The organism is Candidatus Gracilibacteria bacterium (assembly GCA_041658685.1).
Lineage (GTDB): Bacteria > Patescibacteriota > Gracilibacteria > UBA1369 > UBA12473 > JBAZZS01.
This window is the reverse complement of the sequence record JBAZZS010000004.1, coordinates 1-19,360: the sequence shown is the minus strand read 5'-3', so window position 1 is coordinate 19,360 and position 19,360 is coordinate 1. Positions and strand designations below refer to the sequence as shown.

The 19,360-nt window shown below is 45.2% G+C and carries 17 protein-coding genes; 13 read left to right on the top strand and 4 right to left on the bottom strand.

Annotated features, from left to right (window positions below; genetic code table 25):
• The first annotated feature begins 6 nt into the window (after nt 1-6).
• Nucleotides 7-468: a hypothetical protein gene (locus WC882_05665; GenBank protein MFA5843121.1), complete on the top strand. Its 462-nt coding sequence runs from the start codon at nt 7-9 to the stop codon at nt 466-468.
• On the opposite strand, the gene mltG is transcribed toward WC882_05665, so the two are convergent.
• Both mltG and WC882_05655 read right to left on the bottom strand, forming a co-directional pair.
• On the bottom strand, nt 460-1,518 hold the full coding sequence (gene mltG, locus WC882_05660) for an endolytic transglycosylase MltG (protein MFA5843120.1): 1,059 nt from the start codon (nt 1,516-1,518) through the stop codon (nt 460-462). The two genes, WC882_05665 and mltG, sit on opposite strands and share 9 nt — an antisense overlap.
• A 339-nt stretch (nt 1,519-1,857) precedes the next feature.
• Nucleotides 1,858-2,157 (bottom strand): YbaB/EbfC family nucleoid-associated protein, encoded by a 300-nt coding sequence (locus WC882_05655; GenBank protein ID MFA5843119.1) that lies wholly within the window; start codon nt 2,155-2,157, stop codon nt 1,858-1,860.
• Between the two features lie 188 nt (nt 2,158-2,345).
• On the opposite strand from WC882_05655, the gene WC882_05650 reads away from it, so the two are divergent.
• The 6 genes from WC882_05650 to trpA all read left to right on the top strand — a co-directional run bounded on the left by WC882_05650 (nt 2,346) and on the right by trpA (nt 11,588).
• Nucleotides 2,346-3,053 carry a 50S ribosomal protein L25 gene (locus WC882_05650; GenBank protein MFA5843118.1) on the top strand — a complete coding sequence of 236 codons (708 nt, stop codon included), beginning with the start codon at nt 2,346-2,348 and terminating at the stop codon, nt 3,051-3,053.
• 297 nt (nt 3,054-3,350) lie between these two features.
• Nucleotides 3,351-3,650 (top strand): Trp family transcriptional regulator, encoded by a 300-nt coding sequence (locus WC882_05645; protein ID MFA5843117.1) that lies wholly within the window; start codon nt 3,351-3,353, stop codon nt 3,648-3,650.
• A 65-nt stretch (nt 3,651-3,715) separates the two neighbouring features.
• Nucleotides 3,716-8,374, top strand: a complete 4,659-nt coding sequence (gene trpD, locus WC882_05640) for an anthranilate phosphoribosyltransferase (protein ID MFA5843116.1) — start codon at nt 3,716-3,718, stop codon at nt 8,372-8,374.
• An 11-nt stretch (nt 8,375-8,385) separates the two neighbouring features.
• Nucleotides 8,386-9,378, top strand: a complete 993-nt coding sequence (gene aroF / locus WC882_05635; GenBank protein MFA5843115.1) for a 3-deoxy-7-phosphoheptulonate synthase — start codon at nt 8,386-8,388, stop codon at nt 9,376-9,378.
• Nucleotides 9,366-10,607: a tryptophan synthase subunit beta gene (trpB, locus tag WC882_05630; GenBank protein ID MFA5843114.1), complete on the top strand. Its 1,242-nt coding sequence runs from the start codon at nt 9,366-9,368 to the stop codon at nt 10,605-10,607. The genes aroF and trpB overlap by 13 nt, the downstream gene beginning before the upstream one ends.
• Before the next feature lie 228 nt (nt 10,608-10,835).
• The gene (trpA, locus tag WC882_05625; protein ID MFA5843113.1) at nt 10,836-11,588 is read left to right on the top strand and encodes a tryptophan synthase subunit alpha; all 753 of its coding nucleotides are present in this window, start codon (nt 10,836-10,838) and stop codon (nt 11,586-11,588) included.
• Nucleotides 11,589-11,709: 121 nt separating this feature from the next.
• Here trpA and WC882_05620 read toward each other — a convergent pair whose 3' ends face one another.
• Together WC882_05620 and WC882_05615 are read right to left on the bottom strand one after the other, a co-directional pair.
• Nucleotides 11,710-11,910 carry a hypothetical protein gene (locus WC882_05620; protein ID MFA5843112.1) on the bottom strand — a complete coding sequence of 67 codons (201 nt, stop codon included), beginning with the start codon at nt 11,908-11,910 and terminating at the stop codon, nt 11,710-11,712.
• Between the two features lie 88 nt (nt 11,911-11,998).
• Nucleotides 11,999-14,083, bottom strand: a complete 2,085-nt coding sequence (locus WC882_05615; protein ID MFA5843111.1) for a sodium-translocating pyrophosphatase — start codon at nt 14,081-14,083, stop codon at nt 11,999-12,001.
• Nucleotides 14,084-14,243: 160 nt separating this feature from the next.
• On the opposite strand from WC882_05615, the gene WC882_05610 reads away from it, so the two are divergent.
• From WC882_05610 to WC882_05585, 6 genes are all read left to right on the top strand, one after another.
• Nucleotides 14,244-14,837 (top strand): YIP1 family protein, encoded by a 594-nt coding sequence (locus tag WC882_05610; protein ID MFA5843110.1) that lies wholly within the window; start codon nt 14,244-14,246, stop codon nt 14,835-14,837.
• Nucleotides 14,795-15,415, top strand: coding sequence for a YIP1 family protein (locus tag WC882_05605; GenBank protein ID MFA5843109.1), 621 nt, complete (start codon nt 14,795-14,797; stop codon nt 15,413-15,415). The genes WC882_05610 and WC882_05605 overlap by 43 nt, the downstream gene beginning before the upstream one ends.
• Nucleotides 15,416-15,507: 92 nt before the next feature.
• Nucleotides 15,508-16,071 carry a hypothetical protein gene (locus WC882_05600; GenBank protein MFA5843108.1) on the top strand — a complete coding sequence of 188 codons (564 nt, stop codon included), beginning with the start codon at nt 15,508-15,510 and terminating at the stop codon, nt 16,069-16,071.
• A gap of 71 nt (nt 16,072-16,142) precedes the next feature.
• A complete protein-coding gene (locus tag WC882_05595) occupies nt 16,143-17,387 on the top strand; it encodes a CBS domain-containing protein (protein MFA5843107.1) in 1,245 nt (414 codons plus the stop codon).
• Between the two features lie 6 nt (nt 17,388-17,393).
• Nucleotides 17,394-18,665: a divalent metal cation transporter gene (locus WC882_05590; GenBank protein MFA5843106.1), complete on the top strand. Its 1,272-nt coding sequence runs from the start codon at nt 17,394-17,396 to the stop codon at nt 18,663-18,665.
• Between the two features lie 57 nt (nt 18,666-18,722).
• Nucleotides 18,723-19,360: hypothetical protein (locus WC882_05585; protein MFA5843105.1), on the top strand; the 638-nt coding region annotated here is incomplete at its 3' end.

Here is a 19,360-nt window from a genome sequence, read left to right as displayed (position 1 = left end):
TTATTTATGAAAAAAATTTTAAGAATTTTGGAACACTTATTTGTTCTTTTGGTCGTTTTTCTTTTTACTGCATCAGTAGTTCGAACCCATAGGGAAGATGCCACCGAACAGGTCACCGGGTATGGAGCGGTGAGTTGTGTGAATCCTTCTGTCCCCGAGGGTTTTCTTTATCAAAATCATAAAGAGAATATCCCGGATGAGTATCTTTTAGCCTCGGATTATCAGGCTATTTATCGAAATGGGGGGATGTTTGATGGGGATTTTTATTGCTTGGATTCAGGGGAGAATGCGGAAAAGGTGGTCTATTATAATTTTAATCCCGGATATGGGATTGTCGGGGGGTGGTCTTCACGAGATGCGTTTGTTTGCGGAAATCAATATCTCATTGTGGATGCCGGAGATGCGTTTGGAGAGAAAGTTTACGGACCTTTTGATTTGGTTCCAGAGGTTCAATGAGGATTACCTTAACCATTCTTGGATGTTTTGGTTGTGTTCTTCGAGCGTGGTTCCGTAATGGGCTTGGCCGGTTTCTTGATCATTGAGGTAAAACCAATAATCGCTGGCCTCGGGATTGAGTGCGGCTTCGAGGGAGGCGAGACCCGGATTACTGATGGCGGTCGGGGGGAGGCCTTTGTATTGTCGAGTGTTATAAGGGGAATTGAGATCGAGGTTTTCTTCGAGCGATTGATCGGGCTCTAAGGCATAAATTAAAGTGGCGTCCGCGCCCAAGGCCCAGTCGCTGTCGAGTCTTTTCCATAAAATACCGGCAATGATCGGGCGGTCTCCATCGAGAAAAGCCTCGCGTTCCACAATCGATGCCATGATCACAATGTCATTGAGAGATCGGCCACTGGCCGTGATTTTTTCAAGATTTTCAGGAGAAAGAAATTTGGCTTCAAAGGTGTCTAAGAGTCGAGTGATCATTTCTTTACATGTGAAAGTTGAAGGATTGATATAATAGGTTTCCGGGAAAAGATATCCTTCAAATGAAGCGACGAGGCTTCCCTCGTTTTGCAAGAGCCATGGATAGGGAAATACGTAAAAATCGGTGTCATTAAGATAGATTTGATAATCTTGGACTGCGGTGGTGAATTCTCCGGATTGAATGAGCCCCATGTCTACGAGCCGTTCATCGATGGCTTGAATGGTCCATCCTTCGGGAATGGTGAGCGCCATTTGGCCTTTTCCACTGGTGATGTTGTTTACGATTTCCATGGGGGTCATGGAAGGGGAAAGAACAAAGCGTCCGGATTGAATTTCGTTTCCCAAGTTTTCGTGACGGAGATACCAGTAAAAAAAGAAACCGTTTGAAATGAGATTTTCTTGTTTGAGGTTTTCGGTCACGGTTTTTCCCGAGTCTCCGGGTTGAATGTCGAAAACAAAATTTTCCGTATTTGAAGCGTCGGATGGGGTGTTGAGCCAAGTGCCATAATAAGCGGGGACGCCTTTAATGCCCAAGAGGATTCCGGCGGCGATAAGGACGATGATGACGTAGATTTTGAGAGAGGGATGGCGCATGGGGGGGGATTAGTATGAAGTATTTGGTATGGGAGGAGAGAAGAAGGGAAAATGCAGGGAGATGTCCCTTATAAAATCTGTGCGTGCGCAGACTTTTCTTGAGAAAAAATGAGGGAAAGCTCACTTCGTTCGTGTCTGGTTGACAGGTTTTTATGTAAATTTTGGCTGGAATAATTCCAATCTGATAATCCCGTACTAGTACGGCGCTTTAATCTTTTAAATTATACAATAATTTATTGAGATAAAAATGATTTGAATATCAACCGATTCCGAGAATTCATCAAAGGGCTGAAAATGGGATCGCTCGCTCAAAGGCACTTCGCTCGTCCTTCGGACTTGCTACGTGCCCGGCAAATCCATGCCCATTTGTCCCATGACTTCTTTCATATTGGCGGAGGCGATTTCTTGAGATTTTTTAAGGGCTTTTTGCATGGCGTTCATGACGGATTTTTCGAGTTTTTCTCGATTTTGCATGGCTTCTTCCGAAATTTTCACGGAAATCATTTCTTGTTCCGCGGTTAAAACGACGGTTACGCCGTTTTCTTCGGCTTCAATGTGAATGTTTTTTAACTTTTTTTTGATTTCTTTGGCTTGTTTTTGAAGTTGGTACATGTCTTTCATTTTTCCGAGCATACTCATGGCACAGGAGGTTAAAAAATGGGCACGGAAAAGATAGCAGATTTTCCGGAAATTGGAAATTTTAAATCAGGAATGCGGAGCCAAAAATACTCGTTTCGCTCGTGTTTAGTGAATTTGCTTGCCCTTCCAGGGGTTTTTCGCTAATATCCTCCTGCTGTTGAGCTTTTTTTATCTGTAATCTTATTTTTATGGAATCCGTTTCCCTTGCAGTTTCAAAGAGAGATCCGTCCGTTAAGGCGAGAGATGTTCGTCTTGGAGGAATGATCCCGGCCGAATGTTATGGAGTGGGACGGGATAATGTCTCGATTCAGATGAATTATCAGGATTTTCGTCGTGCGTACAAAACCGCGGGAAACACCACCATTCTTGATCTTAAGGTTGGGGCAGACTTGAGTGTTCCGGTTTTGGTTAAGGATATGCAATACGATCCGATTTCCGATGAAATTTCGCATGTGGATTTTATCGCGGTTCAAATGGATAAAGTTCTTAATGCCCGTATTCCTCTTGAATTTGTCGGAGTTTCGCTCGCAATTAAGGATTTGGGTGGAGTTTTAGTCGCCAACTTACATGAATTGGAGGTTAAATGTTTGCCTAAAGATTTGGTGCATTCCATTAAGGTGGATATTTCTCCCCTTGTGACCTTTGCGGAAACCATTCACGTGAAAGATTTGGTGGTTCCGACCGGTTTGACCGTGGTTTCGGATGCCAAGTTGATGGTGGTGACCGTGTCTCCTCCGAATGAAGAAACGGCTGAAGATCTTGCTCCGGCGGCTCAAGAAGCGGCGGCGGCTGCTGCTGCGGAAGCGGCGGGTGCTCCGGCTGCGGCAGCGGGTGCCGAAGGGGCTGCTCCTGCCAAGGGAGGGAAAGAAGAGAAGAAAGACGATAAGAAGAAGTAATACTCCCGTAGCGCACTCACGGAGCGAAGCGGAGTGAGCTTGAGAAGCAGTTGATTCAGCTCATTGCTGAAGTTTCATCATGTGGGCTGAAAATGGGGTATTTTTCTCGAATGACACGTCGCATCGAATTGCGGTCTTCGTTTCTGTTCGAAAGGATCGGCTTTTTTTGATTTGGAGAAAATGCGGGGAGCGGACATTCGCTGTGCTCATGTCTGCTTGACTTTAATTTTGTATTTGCTAGTATTCTAGTGTACTAGGATGATCGTTGTTTAAATTTTAAGGTTTAAATTAAAGGTTATGCAAAGAACTTTTATCAAAGAATTGGCGCAGGTCATTGTTCAAATCGATGATTTGAAATTGGCCGAAGATTTTCTTTCCGCGGTTTTGACTCGTGCGGAATTGGAGGAGGTTGCGCGTCGTCTTCAGATTTTTAAATTATTGAAGCAGGGGATTCCGCAACATCAGGTGTCAGAAAAGCTTAAGGTTGGAATTGAAACCGTGAGCCGCGGTTCTCGAGAACTTAAATACGGGAAACCTCGTTTTCATGCTTGGTGGCAACCTCTTTCGCGCGGATGAGGTGGTTTTGCATTAAGTTAAGTTTTTATCCCCTCAACCGCATGGAGGGGATTTTTTATTTGTTCAATTTTTAATTCACATCATTTATGACATTTACCACTCACTCTCTCGATTATGGCCTTACGGAAGGACGATCCGTTCTCCCGTATCAACCGGCGCATGAAGTCTTTTTGCGTTTATATGGTTATTATTCTCATAAATTCTTTTTTGAATCCAAGGATGTTTCTCCTATTTATGGCCGTTTTAGTTTGATGGGAGTGGACCCGGCACTGCGATTGCGCGGGAAAAATGATGGGTTTGAAATTGAGGCGTTGAATGAACGCGGGGTGTTTTATTTGAAAGCTTTTCAGGATCGGGATTTTCAGCCGTATGTGTTGTTGAAGCGATCTAAAAGTAAAATTTCAGGAGTGATTGAGCGATCGCAGGAGGTTTTTGAGGAGTCGGAACGTTCCAAGCAACATAATATTTCGGTTGGGATTCGAGTTTTTTTGAAACGATTTTCCTTGAAAACCAAGAGCTTTCTAGGGCTTTATGGCGCTTTTAGTTATGATTTTGTTCGGCAATTTGAAACGCTTCCTTCCTTGCTCCCGGACAATGAGGTTCAGGATTTTGATTTATTTTTATACGATACGTTTGTATTTTTTGATTTATTGAAAGAAAAAGCCGAGCTCATCGCGATTCGGCAAAAGCGTTCGGAATTGGCTCATGTTTTTTCAACGCTTCGTAAACAAATTCTTCAAACTTCTCCTTTGCCCAAGCCGGCGTATTCGATTTCGGATGAAAAGTTTTTGTACACTCAAGAAGAATATCAAGACTTGGTAAAAGTGGCCCAACAGTATGCTAAAGAGGGGGAGTTGGTGGAAGTGGTTTTTTCCAATGTTTTGAAAGCGCGATTTGAAGGGGATCCTATTGGTCTTTATTTACGGTATCGGGAGGCGAATCCTTCGCCGTATCTTTTTTATTTTGATTTGGGAAAAGATCAATTGGTGGGCGCGTCTCCGGAAATGATGGTGCGCGTGGAAGATGGAAAAGCGCAAATGCGGCCGATTTCCGGAACGGCGAAGAGGGGGCGTGATCCCATTGAAGATCATGAAAACATGTTGGCGTTGTTGTCGGATCCCAAAGAACGGGCGGAACTCGATATGTTGATTGATTTGGGGCGGAATGATTTGAGTCGAATTTGTGAGCCCGGGGTTACGATCACGGATTATCGTTTTGTGGAAAAATATTCGCGAGTGATGCATACGGTGGCGCACCTTTCCGGGAAGTTAAAAGAGGGTTTTACCGCGTTTGATGCGTTGATTGCTTGTCTCAATGCCGGTACGTTAACCGGTGCGCCCAAAGTGGCGGCTATGACGATGATTGAAAAACATGAAAAAGAACGTCGCGGGTATTATGGCGGGACGGTCGGGTATCTCACGTGTTCCGGGGAAATGGATACGGGCATTATTATTCGCACCGCGCATATTCGAGAGGGGGTGTTGCGATTTCAGGTTGGAGCCACGCTGCTTTATCGTTCCGTGCCGGAAAAAGAGTATCAAGAAACATTGAGTAAGGCGCAGGCGTTCCTGGATACTTTTAGGCCGAGCGGGAGGGGAAATTTTTGTGAGCATTTTCAAGGAAGAGGGCACGAGGATCATGTATCCGAGTGTCCGACTCCCATGCGAACAAAAATTCTTCCCTTCCGTTCGGCCGGAGATGTTCCTAAAGATTCTCGTCCTACGATTTTAATGATTGATAATTTTGATTCCTTCACTTTTAATTTGGTGGATTATTTTAAGCAATTGGGGTGTCGGGTGTTGGTGTATCGCAACACGATTGATCCGAAGATTATTCCCGCGCTTAATCCGGATGCGATTGTTTTTTCCCCCGGGCCTTCGATTCCGAAAAATGCGGGGAATATGATGAAAATTATTGATCAATATCATCAACGCTATCCTATGTTGGGCGTGTGTTTGGGTTTGGAGGCGATGGTGGAGTGTTTTGGCGGTATGTTGCGATTGATCGATCCTCCGGTACATGGCGAAGCGTCTCAGATCACGCATGATGGCAAAACTTTGTTTAAGGATTTGCCGCAAGGATTTATGGCCGGTCGGTATCATTCGTTGGTTGGAGATCGGATTCCCGATTGTTTTGAGATCTCTGCAAAAACGCAGGATTTGGTGATGGGAATTCGACATAAAATGCTCCCGATTGAGGCGGTTCAATTTCATCCGGAATCGGTTTTGTCGATGAAGGGGACGAATGGATTTTTGATCATGAGGAATTTTTTGGAGGGGTATGTATTAAAAAAGCTTGATCGTGGATGTGTGGTTCGACAAGCTCACCACGACATTGGTAGGCCTTCATGCCAAAAACTTGTCACACTGAGCTTGCCGAAGTGTGATTTTAAGGATGATAAAAATAACAACCTTTTTGATTTTTTAAAAAATAGCATTGCGGGAAAAATTTCCCTTCAAGAACAAGAAATATTTTTGCGCGAACATCATACAATCTCGGCGCACGAATTGGCTGAGGCGGTGCGGTTTCTCTTGAAACAAATGCCTGAACAGCCGCATTTACTCGGAGCCATTGATGTGTGCGGAACCGGAGGATCTGGGCTTTTACGTTTTAATACATCGACTTTGGCCGCGTTTGTGTTGGCGACAGAGGGGGTTGCGGTGGCGAAACATGGGAATAAGGCCGCGAGCGGGCGATGCGGGAGTTTTGATCTATTGGAAGCGATTGGAATTCCGACGGATTCGCCATTGAGTACGTTGGAAAAATTGTATGACATGGAACGCCTGGTATTTTTGTTTGCGCGACGATTCCATCCTGTGATGAAAGCGTTTGCCGAAGCGCGAAAATCGGTGGGCTGTCCGACTTTTTTTAATCTGTTGGGGCCGTTGTTGAGTCCTGCGAATGTGCAACGACAAATCATTGGGACTTCGTCTCAAGAAAACATGCAACTTTTGGCTGAAACGTGTAGGGAATTGGGGCGAGAACATGTTTATATTGTGTGCGGAGAAGATGGCTTGGACGAGGTCACGCTCACGGGAAAAACGTTTGTGACCGAGCTTAAAAATGGGCGTATTCGATCGTATACGCTGACGCCTCAAGATTTTGGAATAAAGCCTGCGACCTTTGACGCGATTCGTGGAGGAGGATTGGAGGAAAATGTAAAACTTTTTCATGCGATTTTGAAAGGAAAATCGAGGACACGGCATGCGGATTTGGTGGGAGTGAATGCGGCGTTGGCGTTGGTGTTGAGCGGGAAAGCGAAATCTTTAAAAGAGGGTTTTCGTTTGGCAAAAGCGGCGTTGAGTGAAGGGCGTGTGGTGGAAACTTTTGAACGATTTAAGCAGCGCTCAACTTTGGCGCCTTTGCTTTTGGATATTGTGTATCAAAAAGAAAAAGATGTGGCACGTCGTTGTCAAAAAAGGCCGCTGGAGATTTTTAAAAAGGGATTGAGTGTTTCGGATCGTGATTTTAAAAGCGCATTAGAAAAAAGCGCGGAGGGAGGAGGTCGTGCGTTGATTGCGGAAATTAAACGAAAGTCTCCGAGTCGGGGCGCATTGTGTTCTCCCGGTTTGGACGGCATAGCACAAGCGCAGGGGTATGAGCATGCCGGGGCGCAAGCCATTTCCGTGGTTACGGATACGCCGTTTTTTGGCGGAAAACTTGAGGATATGGCTGTGATTCGACATGCGACTCGAACGATTCCACTTTTATGCAAAGATTTTATTCTTGATGAGTATCAAGTTTATGAAGCGCGTCATTTTGGGGCCAATGCGATTTTGCTCATTGCTTCCATTTTGACCACACGACAAATGAAAAATTTGATGACCGTGGCTCAGTCGTTGGGAATGGACGTGTTGTGTGAAGTGCATACCGAAGAAGAATTGAAAAAAGTGTTGGATTTGGGCGCAGATATTGTGGGCGTGAATCATCGTAATTTGCATGATTTTTCTATGGATAAGGAGGTCATAAATCGATTGGCGCCTTTGATCCCGTCGAATGTTTTTTTGGTGGCGGAAAGTGGAATCCATTCAGTTGAGGAGGTTCGCGCGCTTCCAAAACGAGCTCAAGCCATGTTGGTGGGAACCGCTTTAATGACGAGTGAAAATGCGGCGCAAAAAATTATGGAATTGAGAACTGCGTCCAAGCCATTTCTTAAAATTTGTGGAATTCGTTTGCCAAAAGAAGCCTTGTTTTGCGAGAAAATGGGAGTGGAAATGATTGGGCTTAATTTTGTTCCTTTGAGTCAACGTTGCATTTCCCTTTTACAGGCACGAGCCATAAAAAAAGAATTGAAATATACTCGATGTGTTGGGGTTTTTCAAAATCAATCTTTGGCATTTGTGAATCGGGTGGCAAAGGAACTTGATCTTGATTTTATTCAATTGGCGGGAGATGAATCAATTACCTACGTGAAAAAATGTTGTCGTCCGGTGTTGAAAACCATTGCTTTGAAAACGCAAAAAGATCTTGCACAAGTTTCGATATTTGAACCGTATGTGGCGGTTTTGATGATCGATGGTCCTAATCCCGGGAGTGGACACGGTTTTGATTTTTCTTTATTGAAAAATTTCAAATTACATTGTCCGTATTTTTTGGCCGGAGGCATCGATTCTAAAAACGTAAAAAAATATCTTTCAGTGTTTCCAAAAGCCGCGGGAATAGACACGGCCGGTGGAGTGGAAACCGCGGGTTGTATTGATTTGAAAAAAATTAAAACGCTTTCTTTTTTAATTCATACTTTTTAATCCATTTTTCTATGCTTATCGTCATGCATAACAGTGCCACGCCCGATCAAGTTGAGGTTGTGGTGAACGCAGTCAAACAGCTTGGTTTAACGGCCGAAAAACTTCCGGGCGCGCAACGCACGGCCATCGGAGTGATTGGCAACAAAGATTACGTGGATCAAGACCAGATTTTAAGGTTTGAAGGGGTGAAGGAAATCATCCATGTGACCAAGCCTTACAAACGCGTGGGTCGTGAGTTTCATCCTGAAAAAACACAGGTTCGTATTTCGGAAAACGTCGTGTTTGGAGCGGGAAAGCCTATCATCATTGCCGGGCCGTGTGCGGTGGAATCGCAAGAGCAATTTCGCGCCATTGCCGAGTCTGTAAAAAAACACGGAGCGCATGTGTTGCGCGGCGGTGCTTTTAAGCCGCGGACATCGCCGTATGCGTTTCAAGGATTGAAAAAAGAAGGATTGAAAATCATGGCTGAAGTCAAACGCGAAGTGGGGTTGCCGTTGGTGAGCGAATTGGTTTCTTTAAATGATTTGGATGACTTTGCCGAGACCGTGGATATGATTCAAATCGGGGCGCGGAATATGCATAATTTTGATCTTTTGGAACATGTGGCGGATCTTAAAAAACCCATTTTATTGAAACGCGGCATGTCGGCCACCATGGAGGAATTTTTATTGGCTGCGGAATACATTTTGAATCGCGGAAATCCCAATGTGGTGTTGTGTGAACGGGGTATTCGCACGTTTGAAAATTCGACGCGCAATATTTTGGATTTGAACACGCTGGCGTTGATTCAACTCGAATCCCATCTTCCCATTATTGCGGATCCGAGCCATTCGGCGGGCCGTTTTGATTTGGTGATTCCTTTGGCAAAAGCCGCGCTTGCGGTTGGCGCGGATGGGTTGATTGTGGAAGTTCACAATGCTCCGGCGCAAGCGTTGTGTGACGGCAAACAATCGCTCACGTTGGAAACGTTTGATTCTTTAATGAAAACTTTATGACCCATTTAAAAAAATACATACTTAATCCATCCGGACATTTTGGCGCGTATGGCGGGCGCTATCTTCCCGAGCTTTTAATTCCGGTCATGGAGGATTTGGAAAAAGCTTTTTATCAAGCGATTCGAGATCCTTTGTTTCGTCGAGAGTTGAAAGACCTTTATCACAATTATTCGGGCCGGCCCACGTCGTTGGTTTTCTGCGAAAATCTTACGAAAAAACTCGGGGGCGCTCAAATTTTTTACAAAAATGAAGGTCTTAACCACACGGGTGCGCACAAAATCAATCATTGTCTCGGGCAAGCGCTCATTGCCAAACGTTTGGGCAAAAAGCGGCTGATCGCCGAGACCGGGGCGGGGCAGCATGGGCTTGCCACGGCGACCGTGGCCGCCAAATTGGGGTTTGAATGCACGATTTATATGGGGCGTAAAGATTATGAACGCCAATGGCCCAATGTGTTTTATATGGAACGACTTGGTGCAACCGTGGTTCCGGTGGATGAAGGCGGCAAAATTTTGAGAGATGCGATCAATGCCGCGCTTCGCGACCTCATTGCACATCCGCAAGACACGCATTATTTGCTCGGTACCGTGTGCGGGCCGCATCCTTACCCGGTAATGAATGCGTATTTTCAAAGCATTATTGGTCGAGAAGTAAAAAAACAGATGCTCAAACAAATCGGGCGATTGCCGGATTCGTTGGTGGCGAGTCTTGGCGGCGGAAGCAATGCCATGGGACTTTTTTATGAATTTTTGGATGAGCCAAACGTACGGATGATTGCTGTGGAAGCCGGGGGAAAGGGGATTCGTGAAAATGAAAAAAAATGTGAGCACGCGGCGCGTTTTCAAACCGGGAAACCCGGTGTGGTGGAAGGTTTTAAATCTTTTTTTCTTCAAGATGATCACGGGCAAATTAAATCCACGCACAGCATTTCCGCAGGGCTTGATTATTCGGGCGTGGGACCGCAAATCACGTATTTAAAAGAAATCGGACGTATTGAAACCGCGTATGCTTTGGATAAAAAAGTGCTTGAGGCTTATGCGTTGTTGGCGCAAACAGAAGGTATTTTTGCGGCGTTGGAATCCTCTCATGCCGTGGCTGAGGCGATCAAACGGGCGCCCAAGCTTCCTAAAAATCACGTGATGGTGGTGAACGGTTCCGGGCGAGGGGATAAAGATTTATTTATTGTGGGGCCGTGTTTTGATTCGGAGCGATTTGCTCATTTAAGCATTAAATTGTAACTAAGATTTTATGAATTTATTTGAAAAATGTCGCGCATGTGGAGATGATATTCTTGGGGAAGCGGGCAGGAAGAATTTTTATTCGCATGGGAGTCGGACACTCGGATGCGTGATCCTCGCGTCCTCTTCCTTTAAAATGCTCACAAAAATTTTCCTTTTCCGCTTCCTTAAAATATTTTCAAAATTTCCGCGCTGCCTTTCTGTTTATTACTTAATAACTTTTTAATCATGCCTAAGAAAATATCCTTAATGACGCATTTGGTGGCCGGTTATCCGTCCATGTCCGAATGTGAACGTTTGGCTGAAACCATGCTCGAATCAGGCGTTTCTTTTCTGGAAATTCAAATTCCCTTTTCGGATCCGGTGGCGGATGGTCCAACGATTGAAGCTGCGAATCATCAAGCGCTTGAGCAAGGCGTGATTCCTGACGATGCCTTTGCCTTGATGCAACGGTTGAATCAAAAAACATCCACTCCGCTTTTATTTATGAGTTATTACAACGTCCTGTTTCGTTATGGATTGGAAGCGTTTTGTAAAAAAGCGAAATCCGTGGGGTGTTACGGTTTGATCATTCCTGACATGCCGATGGATGAGGAGCCTTATGATCATTATTTGGAATTGTGCCGCAAGTATCAACTTCATCCGATTCAAGTGATTTCTCCGCTTACTCCGGTGCGTCGTCTTAAGAAAATCGGAAAAATAGCGAGCGGTTTCGTGTATGCGGTGGCGAGTTTTTCAACTACCGGTGAGCAACAAAAAGCTTATCCTCAATTGAAAGCGTATTTGAACCAAGTGCGCCAATATGTGTCGGTTCCGATTGCGGTGGGGTTTGGTTTTTCGCAAAAAGAACAGGTTCAAAAAGCGTCTCAGTTTGCGGATATTGTGGTGATGGGAAGCAAAATCATCAATTTATACAATCAAGCGCTAAGAGGAAAGGGGGTGGAGGAGGTGAAGAGGTTTTTGGATGAAATGAATAAATAAAAAGGGACTGATATTCCCTCTATCGCATGGGAGCGAAACGCCTCGGATCATGATTCTCGGCGTTTCTTCCTTGAAAATGCGATTTCGGAAACACCAGCCCCTTTTTTTAATAGGATATTTTTTATCGTATTAATTCCTCCAGCAATCGATGCGCGGATTGTATATTTTGTGGCTTTTGAGAGGAGAGTGATAAATTTAGTTTCGCGCCTTTTTCAATAGGCCCTTGGAAAGCGGTTTTTGGACAGTCGAGAAGCACGCGGTCCCCATAGATTTCTAGAATTTTGGCTTGGAAAGAGGTTTGGGGAGAGGTTTGAGAATTCATGGTTTGATTCTAAATAGATTTTTTAAAAGCGCCAAGGGAATTCCTCGGCGCTTTATGATTTTTTCGAATGTGTGGTTTGATATTTTTTTTAATTCCCAAATAATGTCCACGTGGCAATCAACGGAGCAATGATCAAGGCAATCGTGTTGATGACTTTGATCAAGGCGTTCAGGGCCGGACCTGCGGTGTCTTTGTAAGGATCACCGACCGTGTCTCCGACTACAGCGGCTTTGTGCGCGTCGGATCCTTTGCCACCAAAATGACCGTTTTCAATGTACTTTTTGGCATTGTCCCAAGCGCCTCCGCCATTGGCCATGGAAAGGGCGAGCAACAATCCGGACACAATCACTCCGGCGAGCAATCCACCCAAAGCCAATGGCCCGAGAATGAATCCCACCAAGAGAGGTGCACCTACGGCAAGCAACCCGGGAGCGATCATTTCTTTCAGCGCGGCTTTGGTCACAATGTCCACGCACACGTCGTATTCGGGTTTGGCTTTGCCTTCCATAATGCCTTTGATTTCTTTGAATTGGCGGCGAACTTCTTCCACCACTTTTTTGGCGGCTTTACCCACGGCTTCCATACAGAACGCGGCGAAGAGGAAGGGGAGCATGCCTCCGATAAAGAGTCCGATGATCACACGATAATCCACGAGTGCGAATTCGAATGTTTCGCCTACACTGTTGGCGGTGAGTTTTTCACTGTACGCTTGGAAAAGCACGAGTGTGGCAAGCGCGGCGGACGCGATGGCGTAGCCTTTGGTTACGGCTTTGGTTGTGTTCCCGACCGCGTCGAGGGCGTCGGTGTTCACACGAACCGATTCCGGGAGATTTGCCATTTCCGCAATACCTCCGGCGTTGTCGGTGATGGGCCCGTATGAGTCCATGGCGATCACGATTCCGGTGATGGAAAGCATTGAGACCGCGGCGATCGCGATTCCATAAATTCCATTTTCAAGAGAAGACGTTTGTCCCAACCAATATGAAACCGCGATGCTGGAAACAATGACAAGGACCGGGGCCACGGTGCTGTACAATCCGACCGCGAGTCCGCTGATCAAGTTGGTTCCGGCTCCGGTTTGTGAAGCGATGGCGATTTTTTGCACCGGGCTGTATTTGGTGGACGTGTAATATTCCGTGATCATGAACATGAGGGTGGTAAGAACCAATCCGACAATGGTCATTAAGAAAATTTTCAATTCTCCATTCATCAAATATTTGACGGCAAAAAAGAATCCGATGGCGGAAAGGATTTCGGTGGCAAAGATTCCTTTATATAGGGCATTCATGATGTTTTGTTTTTTGCCCAAGCGAATGAAGTAACTTCCTAAGATGGAAGCGATGGCGGCGATGGCGCCCAAAATCAATGGGAATTCTACGACGATGGTGGAGGCTCCTTCTTTTTGTAACAGCGTTGTGGCGGCCAAAATCATGGCAGCAATCAAGGTCACGGCATAGGTTTCAAATAAATCGGCTCCCATTCCGGCACAGTCTCCGACGTTGTCTCCGACGTTGTCGGCAATGACAGCCGGATTTCTCGGATCATCTTCGGGAATTCCTTTTTCCACTTTACCGACCAGGTCGGCTCCCACATCCGCGGCTTTGGTGTAAATGCCTCCGCCCACACGAGCGAATAAAGAAACCAATGAAGCTCCAAATCCAAATCCAAGGAGCAATTCCGGGGCAGCGTCCACGGGCACATCCCAAATTTGGGTGAATAAATAATAGAATCCACTCACTCCGGCGAGGGCCAAGCCCACGACGGCAAATCCGGTCACGGACCCTCCTCTAACGGCCACGGTCAATGCTTCTTTTAAGCTTGTTTTAGCGGCATTCGCGGTGCGCACATTGGCGCGAACCGACATGCCCATACCAATATAACCGGCCAAGCCCGAGAAAAAGGCTCCGACCAAGAATCCGAAGGCCATGAGGTATCCGTTGTTGTTTTCTCCGGCCGGGATTCCAAATCCGATGATGAGAAAAATAATGATGGCGATTACGGCAATGGTTTTGAACTGGCGATTGAGAAACGCCATGGCGCCTTCTTTAATGGCTTCGGAAATGTCTTGCATGGTGGTGGTTCCGGGATTGAATTTGAGCACGCGGACCACCAAGAAGATGGCGTAAACCAAAACGAGCCCGCTAATACCCAAAGCGAGAAGAGGAAGCGACATAGAAAAGAACATTAAAAAATAAGATCTGTGTCAGTGTAGCGAAATTGAGGGGTTTGGAAAATGTTTTACCCCCAAGATGGGTTGGCAAGTTTGTGGAAATATTTTGTAAAAAATTTTGTTTTTTGCTCATTATTTAATTTTTAGATATAATTTTTTCATTATGTTTCAATCTATTTTTCATCGAGGCGGGCGCTGGGATTTTAAACAAGCATTTTGGGATGCGTTTAAAGTGATAAAATTGGATGCGCAAGCCATGACTGCGGTTTCCAAAGATTCGAGCGCTACGCGCATGGCCGCACTTTTTATCGTGGTCGCTTCTTTTCTTGGAAGTTTGGGGTCGATGTTGTTTCCGTCTTATGCGTATCGAGGATTGGTGATGTATCGTCCCACGCTTTTTCAAGTTTTTGAGCAAACCTTTGCCGCGTCTTTGATGTTGATTTTTGCTGTTTTTTTAGTTCATTTTATTGCGGTTCGATTATTTAAAGCGCGCGGTTCGTTTGAGGAATTTTTTCGTGTGGCGGGGTACGCGTATATTGTGGGGATTTTGAATATTTATCCCGCTTTCGCCTTGGTTTCCGGATTATGGATTTTGGTTGTACTATGGAAAGCGTTGCCCGTGGTTAAACGCATGGCTCGTGAAAAAGCGGTATTAACTTTGGTGGCGGTGTTGTTTATTTTTTGTTCCCTTTATTTTTTTAATCCTCTCTCCGTATGAATTCTCCTCTCGGCCCCGAATCTCTTCCTAAAGGTTTAATTGATGACGTCAAAGCCGTGCTGATCAATCGTGATGGTGCCGCTATGTTGCGCGTGGCTAAAAATGCGTCGTATTTTAATTACGCCATTGCCATGTATGTGTTGGTTCAATTGGCTTTTGTGCTTAGAACTTGGATGGGATTGAATAAAAGCATTTCTGCTATCCAGGGGATGACTGTTCACGTGGGAGTGGATCCCTTGGATCTCGTTTTAAATGGAGTGATTGGAGTTTTTATTGGGCTTGCCTCCATGGCTTTGGTTTATATTTTTTCGCAGAAATTGTTTGAGGCTAAACCCGGGGTCACGCTTAAGGAATTTATGACCATTGCTTGTATCGTTTCTTTTCCCATGGTGCTTTCCGTGCTTCCTTTGGGTGGGTTGGGAATGCTTGCGGGAGGGATTTGGGCCATTGTTTTATTTTTCACAATGATGCAAAAGATTCTGGGACTCACTTTTGGAAAAGCGCTGGTTGTTGCGATTCTTGCCGGGGTTGCTGTCGGCGTTGTTCAAATGGTTCTTTATAATATATTGGGTTTTGGCGCCGGTAATTATTCTTTTGATTTTAGTTACGGGTCGTAAAAACAGGGGCTCATTTGGAGAGGGTTTGGCTTGACGGATTTGTTAATAAACTCTATTTTATTTCTGTTTTCGTGAAATTTAATAGTCTTTTTATGGGAGATGTTTTGGTTCCTGGCGGAGAGGACGTTTCTGGATATAACGGTTCTTTTGAGATGGCTGAAGAAGAAAGAGTTCCCGGAGCCCGAGAAGTTTGTCGACCGTTACCTGAACCCCTTGAGAATCCTTTAGTGTTGGAGACGCGTGAGGCGATTGAGAGTTGCCTAAAATCCCTTGAAAGTATGCAAGCCATTTTGAATTCGGGAATTGCTCGGCAAAAGGAGGCGGAACGTTTTTTTCAAGAGGCAAAGTTCCTTTTTGTGAAGGCGGAAGAGATTCAGAAAAGTACTGACTCTGGAAGTACGGGTGTTTTCTTTTCAGCTTTTAAGGAAATACAGACCGATGATGGACTTACCTCTCTTTTTTGGGGGGCTTGGGATGATGAATTTTTAGCTTTGGATTCTTTTTACTGTAATAGAGAAGTTACTCAATCGTGGTGGGACAATTTATGATTTAAGCTCTGGAGACTTCAAGTGATTCTTCGTGGGCTTCTCTGGAGAGGACAGAGTCTTTTTCTCTGAGGAAGAAGAGTGAAGTTATGGCTTTTGATTCGTACCTAAATTCCTTGCTAAACATAGGCGTTCAATTTAAGATACGGACAATGTAAAAAATGTCTGTAAAAAATTCGTCTATGTTTTTCCTCTCGCAACTTTTGGATGCTCCGATTATCGACAGTGCGGACCGTGTGGTGGGAAAAGTGACGGATTTGATCAGCCGACCGAGTGAAAATAAATTTCCGTCCGTGATTGCGGTGGCGTATAAAGTAAAAGGGGAGAAAGAACCGCGGACTTTTGCGTTGAATTATGTGGAAAATTTGGGGAAAAACGAGATCACATTGAGTACATTGGCCTCTAAATTACAACCGTATGATTCCAGGACGCATGACAATTGGCTGGCGCGGGATATTTTGGATAAACAAATTGTGGACTTGGAGGGAACGCGGGTGGTTCGTGTGAATGATTTGCGGTTCGGCATGGTGAACGGCGAATTTAAAATTTTGGGAATTGATGTGAGCACCAAAGGGATTTTACGTCGATTGGGAATGGATCGTTGGCCCGGTTTTTCACTTCTTCAGCCTCAATTTATCGATTGGGAAAAAGTGCAGTTGGTGGGCAAATCGCTCAAGCTTTCTACGGTGTCGCAAGAATTGGTAAAGCTCCATCCGGCGGACCTTGCCAACATTATGGAAGATTTGAATCCGCATCAATCGCACAAACTCATGCAATCTTTGGATGCGCGAACCGCAGCTAAAGTTTTCGAAGAATTGCAGTTGGAAGCCAAGCATCATGTGTTGAAAAATTTTGATCCCGTGCAATTGACCGGGATTTTAACGCACGTGCCCATCGATGAATTGGTGGACTATTTAAAGACGCTTAAATCTGTGGATCGTCGTAAAATCATGTCCAACTTGAGCGATAAGCGCAAGAAAACGGTTCAACAATTTTTGCGTTATGAAAATGATACGGCCGGAGGTTTGATGACCACGGAATTTATTCGAGCTACACCCAAGTGGACCGTGGCCGAGACGCGCGAACATGTGCGCGAGGTTTCGGAAACATTACGCACCATCAATTTTGTTTATATTGTGAATGACGTGAATGAACTCATCGGTATTGTTTCCATGCGATCGTTGATTGTGTACCCGCCGTCTCAAAAATTGCGTCAAATTATGAAGAAAATTCGTGTGCACCAAACCGTGCATGTGGATGCGGATATTGAGTTGGTTGCCAAAATCATGACTCGTTATAATTTGCATACTGTGGCGGTTTTGGATGACCATCATAAGTTGTTGGGGTTGGTGACCGTGGATGATATTCTTCGTCATTTGATGCCGAGCGCGTGATTGCGATGGGTGTGTTTTTTAATTTTTCTTTAAAAGATTATGAAAGAACGAGCGAAACGAATATGGCCCAAGATTTTGTTTTTTATGGGAGTGATCGGTCCTGGAATTATTGCGGCGAATGCGGACAATGATGCGGGTGGAATCAGCACGTATTCGATTGTGGGGGCGCATTTTGGATTAAAAATGTTGTGGGTTTTGTTTTTGGTTACGATTTCGTTGGCCGTTACGCAGGAGATGGGGGTTCGTATCGGTATTGTGACTCGTCAAGGCTTGGGGGGTGTGATTCGTGAAAATTTCGGATTGAAGTGGACCGCGTTTGCCATGATCACCATGTTGGTGGCGAATTTGGGAACCGTGACTGCGGAATTTTCCGGAATTGCGGCATCCTTTTCGATTTTTGATGTGAGTAAATATATTGTGGTGCCATTGGCGGCCATGATCGTTTGGTTGGTTTTATACAAAGGATCGTTTAAGACGACTCAACGCATTTTTCTTATTTTTTCAGCGTTTTATATCGTTTATATTATCAATGGATTTGTGATCAAGCCCGATTTTGCGGAAGCGACAAAGAGTCTTTTTATCCCCACGTTGGAATGGACTCCGATTTTTTTAGTGACCATGATTGCTTTGATCGGGACCACGATTACGCCATGGGGACAATTTTTTATCCAATCGTATGTGGTGGATAAAGGATTGGATGCCAAACATTATAAAGCCGAGAAATTGGAAGTGTTTGCCGGCGCGTTTATCACGGATATTGTGAGCTTTTTCATTATCATTTCTACGGCGGCCACGTTGTATAAAGTCGGGATTACGATCACGGATGCCAAGGATGCGGCCGAGGCGTTGAAGCCGTTGGCCGGTAATTTTGCACAGTTATTGTTTGCGTTTGGATTGTTTAGTGCGTCGATGTTGGGCGCGTTTATTTTGCCCACAGCCACGGCGTATGCGATTTGCGAAGCGTTTGGATGGGAATATGGCTTTGATACGGATTGGAAGCGCGGGAAAATGTTTTATTCCATCATTCTCATTTCTATTTTTCTTCCGGCGATGTTGGTGTTGATTCCGGGCGTGAATTTGATCAAAGTCATGCTTCTTTCTCAAGATGTGAATGGAATTTTGCTTCCCATTATTTTAATTTTTGTGATGAAAATCATCAATAATAAAAATGTGATGGGTGAGCACGTGAATCGACCGATTGGGAATGCGATCGCTTGGCTTACGATTATTGGAATTATTGCGGCTACGATTGCGTTGTTGGTGACGTCTGTTCTTAAAATTGGATGAGGGGAAATTAAAAATTGTGTTTAACTTCCATTAGAAGTCTTTTTGTGCTATAATTATTAGATTAAATTTTAATAAAAACGTATGGCGGATGATGATTTGACCCAAAGAGGAGTGGCAGGGCAGGGTTCTGTGGAGCCCGGACAACTCGGTGCCGCTACAGTTAAGAAACGTCGTCGCCGTCGTCGTCCGCGTTCCAAGCGCGGGGGATTGATTTCCGGAAAAGCGAATTCTTTGGCTACGTCCGCTCCCATAATGATGCAGGAAGAAATGAAAGAAGCGTTGGATCAACCTCGAGATTCGGTTTTAGAGATGGAAAAAGAAAGGGATGAGGCGAAAACCAAAGCCAAGGCTAAAATTGAAGTTGAGGCCGAGGCAAAGAAGGATCAACCCCTGGCTCGACCTAAACCTGCGATTTCTTTTTCTGTGATTTCGGAAGAAAAAAAGCCAAAAAATGCGGGTTCGATGACGTATGAAGCTCCGATTTTTATGCCCTCCAAGGCAAAAATTCCGGAATCGGCACCGAGGCCGGTTGACTCTACCCCGTTGCCCGTGACAGAACCTGATTCGCGGGCTCAACCGCAGCCACCCGTTTCTGCCGAGCCGACCCCGGCTCCCGTGACAGAACCGGATCCGTGGGCGCAACCGCAGCCACCTGTTTCTGCCGAGCCGACCCCGGCTCCCGTGACAGAACCGGATCCGTGGGCTCAACCGCAGCCACC